This is a genomic window from Streptomyces sp. NPDC059456, assembly GCF_042750055.1.
Taxonomy (GTDB): domain Bacteria; phylum Actinomycetota; class Actinomycetes; order Streptomycetales; family Streptomycetaceae; genus Streptomyces.
In genome coordinates, this window is record NZ_JBHYVA010000671.1 from 1 (window position 1) to 4,658 (window position 4,658).

At 73.5% G+C, this 4,658-nt stretch carries 3 protein-coding genes and 1 pseudogene; 2 read left to right on the top strand and 2 right to left on the bottom strand.

Features of this window, described 5'->3' with window-relative positions:
- Nucleotides 1–1,693 (top strand): annotated as a pseudogene (locus ACFXA3_RS36040) (hypothetical protein); the annotation flags it as partial.
- A 111-nt stretch (nt 1,694–1,804) separates the two neighbouring features.
- Nucleotides 1,805–3,463, top strand: coding sequence for an AMP-binding protein (locus ACFXA3_RS36045; RefSeq protein WP_385194236.1), 1,659 nt, complete (start codon nt 1,805–1,807; stop codon nt 3,461–3,463).
- A gap of 9 nt (nt 3,464–3,472) precedes the next feature.
- Here the strand turns inward: ACFXA3_RS36045 and ACFXA3_RS36050 are convergent, their stop codons facing one another.
- Nucleotides 3,473–3,799 carry a putative quinol monooxygenase gene (locus ACFXA3_RS36050; RefSeq protein ID WP_385194238.1) on the bottom strand — a complete coding sequence of 109 codons (327 nt, stop codon included), beginning with the start codon at nt 3,797–3,799 and terminating at the stop codon, nt 3,473–3,475.
- Nucleotides 3,800–3,885: 86 nt separating this feature from the next.
- Nucleotides 3,886–4,656 carry an IclR family transcriptional regulator gene (locus ACFXA3_RS36055; protein ID WP_385194240.1) on the bottom strand — a complete coding sequence of 257 codons (771 nt, stop codon included), beginning with the start codon at nt 4,654–4,656 and terminating at the stop codon, nt 3,886–3,888.
- Nucleotides 4,657–4,658: the final 2 nt, after the last annotated feature.

The following is a 4,658-nucleotide window of genomic DNA, read 5'->3' on the forward strand; positions in this document are numbered from 1 at the left end:
GCCGACGGTCGTCCAGCGCAGCGCCTCGGCTCCGGTCGCGGCGCACGGGGAGCAGGCCGCGGTCGCCCCGTGCCAGGCGCACGAGAAGGCCCTCGGCGGCGGGTACGCGATCACCGGTGCGGGCTTCGCCACGAGCAGCCTCTTCGTGGGCGACGCGTGGCTGGCGGCCGCGTACAACCCGGGTGACGCGCCCGCGACGCTCACCTCGTACGCCCTGTGCGTCAACGCGAAACCGGAGTTCCTCGGCGATACCGCCTGGTCCCAGACGGCGCACGCGTTCCACGACCGGCCGGACAAGCTGACCGGCGACGTCGGAGCCGGGCCCACCCACGACCTCACGGCCGACGGGCCGTTCCGGGACGCGGCCCGCCACTCCTCGGCTTCGCCGTCCTGCCCCGGCGACTTCACGATGCTGGGCAGCGAGTTCCGGGCGGGCCGCACCCGGACGGGCCGCGGCGTCGCGCCGGTCCCGCTCGACAGCCTCACCACGCATTCGGACATCAAGGGCGCCACGGCCGGGTCCTACGTCGACCTCAACCCCGGAACCCGGCTGAGCACCGGTGTGTTCCCGCTCCGCACGTCCGAGTACATCGAGCACCACACCCGGATCGAGGACCCGCAGCCACCGGAGGCGAACTTCGCGGTCACCGTCCGGCCGATCTGCGTCAGGCTGAAGGACGTGTCCGTGGCCAGGGCGAAGGTGGCGGTACCCGCGGGCGGCAGCGCCTCCGCGGCCGTCACCTGCCCGAAGGGGAAGCTGGTGGTCGGCGGCGGCTTCCAGTTCCCCGCCGACAACGAGCAGACTTCCTCGGAGGCCCCGACGCGCTTCTTCGGCGACGGCTGGCTGTACGCGCCGGCCGACGCACCGGCGGCCGGCGAACCCTCGGGCCACAAGGTGACGGCGTGGCACGTCACGGGCACGAACCAGCAGCAGGCGGGTACGGACTACCAGAACTCGGTGTGGATCGAGCACGGCGACCGGGAGACGCTCACCGGAAACGGCTATTTCGACACGCACGGCCGCGGCCCGGACGACCAGGTCCTGCGCGCCCTGCCGGTACCCGACAGCCAGGAGCTCGTGGCCGGCGCGGTCTGCGCCAGGATCGACGCCGAGCCCACCGAGCCCGCCAAGGCGGCGGCGCCGCCCGCCGTGATCCACCCGGAGCCGCCGCACGCACTCGACCCGCTGCCGGGCGGGACCGGCAGCCCGTCCGCCTCGCCCCCGGCCTCCGCCTCCGGCGCCCCGCCCACCACCGGACCGACGGCCTCGCCCCGTACGACCCCCACGCCCGGCAGCCCCAACAGCCCGGGCACCCCGGCCACCGGCGGCCCGAACCGCCCGGGCAGCCCGTCCCCGAGCGGTTCGCCGACCCGGCAGCGGCCACAGGCCCCGGCGGTGGGCATCCAGCAGCCCGCCGCCGGCGGTCAACTGCGGCGCGGCTGCGAGGAGTCCTTCACCGGGACCGCCCGGACCCGCCCGGGCGACCAGCCCGTCACCGACCCGCAGTACACGACCTGGACGATCAACGGCCCCGCGGGACCGGTGCCCTTGGGTGCGGGCCCCTCGGGCCGCTTCCTCGTCCCGCTGCTGCCCGACGGGACGTACAGGCTCGTCTTCAGCGCCACCGATCCGGCCGCCGGGCTCACCGGCACCGCCGAGGTCTCCGTCCGGATCGTCGGCTGCCTGCGCTGAATCCCCTTCGGGGGAAAGACGGCACGAGGGTGGCCGGGGCCCCGCACGGAGAGGATCATGAGGGGCGCCGGCCCGCCGGGCCCGCCCCGCCACCGAGTCCAGGAGGTACGTGTGTCTGCCGCGTCGAGTTCCGCCCCTCGAAGCAGCGCGCCGTCGAGTTACGCGTCCGGGGTCTTCGAAGTGCCGCTGCTGGGCGACACGATCGGCGAGAACCTGGACCGGACCGTCCGCCGGTTCCCCGGCCGCGACGCCCTCGTCGACCTCGCCGCCGGCCGCCGCTGGACGTACGCGGAGCTGGCCGCCGACGTCGACGCCCTCGCGCTGGGCCTGCTCGACCTCGGCATCGCCAAGGGGGACCGCGTCGGCATCTGGGCCCCCAACCGGGCCGAGTGGACGCTGGTCCAGTACGCCACCGCCAAGATCGGGGCGATCCTCGTCACCGTCAACCCGGCGTACCGCTCGCACGAGGTGGAGTACGTCCTGCGCCAGGCGGGGATCCGGCTGCTCGTCGCGGCGGAGCGGTTCAAGACCTCCGACTACGCCGGGATGATCGAGGAGGTCGGACCGCGCTGCCCGGAGCTGGAGTTCACCGTCCTGCTGGAGCGGCCCGAGTGGACGTCCCTGCTGGAGCGCGGCCGTGCGGGCGACCCCGGCCGCCTCGTCCGCGCGGCGGCGCAGCTCAGCCCCGACGACCCGGTCAACATCCAGTACACCTCGGGGACCACCGGTTTCCCCAAGGGGGCGACCCTCTCCCACCACAACATCCTCAACAACGGTTTCTTCGTCGGGGAGTTGTGCCACTACACCGAACAGGACCGGGTCTGCATCCCGGTCCCCTTCTACCACTGCTTCGGCATGGTCATGGGCAACCTCGCCTGCACCAGCCACGGTGCGGCGATGGTCATCCCCGCGCCGTCGTTCGACCCGCAGGCCACCCTCGCCGCGGTCCAGGCGGAGGCGTGCACCTCCCTGTACGGGGTCCCCACGATGTTCATCGCCGAACTGGCCGCGCCCGGCTTCGACACGTACGACCTGTCCAGCCTGCGGACCGGGATCATGGCGGGCTCGCCCTGCCCGACCGAGGTGATGAAGCAGGTCATCGACCGGATGGGCATGCGCGAGGTGGCCATCTGCTACGGGATGACGGAGACCTCCCCGGTGTCCACCCAGACCCGCGCCGACGACTCCGTCGAACGCCGGGTGTCCACGGTGGGCCGCGTCGGGCCGCACCTGGAGGTCAAGGTGGTCGACCCGGGGTCCGGCCGGACCGTGCCCCGCGGCGAGCCGGGAGAGCTCTGCACCCGCGGCTACTCGGTGATGCTCGGCTACTGGGGCGAGCCGGAGCGCACCGCCGGATCCGTCGACGCCGCGCGCTGGATGCACACCGGCGACCTGGCGGTCATGGACGAGGACGGCTACCTGAGCATCACCGGCCGCATCAAGGACATGGTGATCCGGGGCGGCGAGAACGTGTACCCGCGCGAGGTCGAGGAGTTCCTCCACACCCACCCGGACGTCCTGGACGTCCAGGTCATCGGCGTCCCCGACGCCAAGTACGGGGAAGAGCTGATGGCGTGGGTGCGGATGCGCGAGGGGGCGCAGCCGCTGACCGCGGCAGCCGTCCGCGCGTACTGCGACGGACGGCTGGCCCACTTCAAGATCCCGCGGTACGTGCACGTCGTGGACGAGTTCCCGATGACCGTGACGGGCAAGATCCGCAAGGTCGAGATGCGCGAGACGGCCGCCCGGCTGCTGGAGGCCTCTTCGTAGGGCCGTGGGTCAGTTGCGGGGGGACAGCTCGGCCATGGCGCTCCAGCCCTGGCCGGGCACCTCGACGTGGATGATCTCCGGCGTGGCCGCGATCGCGCCGGCGAGGGTCTCCATACCGGCCTTGAAGTGGTCGGACGCGACGTGCGCGGCGCCCGCCTCGGCGTCGGTGAAGGCTTCCAGGAGCGTGTACTTGGTGGGGTCGTCGACGCTGCGCGACCAGTCGTAGAAGAGGTTGCCCGGCTCGTTGCGGGTGGCCCGGGTGAAGTCGTCGACGAGCGTGAGCCAGTTGTCGCTGTGCTCCGGACGGACGTCGAACCTGACGGCGATGAAGATCATGCCGACCAGACTGGCAGGCGGCCGGGGGCCGCGCATCCCCATCGCGCCGTATTTCCGGCTGTGTCGGAAAACCCGCGCGACGGGTGTCAGGCGCAGCCCGCCGCGGCCTGCGCGAGGGCGGTACGGATCTCCCGCGGGCGCCGCCGGAACTCCTCGGTCGGCAGGGACACCGACAGGGCGTGCACGGCGTCGCCGTCGTGGCCGTGGTCTCCGCCGCGGCCGCGCGGCAGGGCCACGGCCAGGCAGGTGTACGCGGGGTCGGCCTCGCCGACGGACACGGCGAAGCCCTGCCCGCGCACCCGGGACAGTTCCGCCTCCAGCAGTTCGGCGCTGGTGATGGTGGCCCCGGTCAGGCGGGCCATCCCGTGCTCGGCCAGGTACCGCCGCCGCAGCGGCCGGGGCAGTTCGGCGAGCAGCGCCTTGCCGTGCGCGGTGGCGTGCGCCCGGGTCTCCCGCCCGGGGGCGAACGGGTTCGCCGCGTCCGTGACCGGGGCGGTGGTGTCGACGACGGTGATCAGGCCGCCGCGGTAGGCGGTGTAGTACGCCTCGGCCCCGGTGGCCCGGCGCAGCCGGGCCAGCAGGTCGGTCATGCGGGGAGCGGGTTCCAGATGGCGCAGCAGGCTCCGGTGCAGCCCGGGGATCCTGGGGCCCAGCACGTACCCCTGCGCGGTGCGGACGAGGTACCCGCGTGCGGTCAGCGGGGCCAGCAGGTGGTAGGCGGTGGACAGCGAGCACTCCATCCGGCGGGCCAGCGCCTTGGCGCCCAGCGGCCCGGGCGCGTCGGCGACGGCGTCGAGGATCGCGAGGGCGCGATCGACGGACTGCGGACCGGTGGACGGCATGACGGAACTCTTCACTC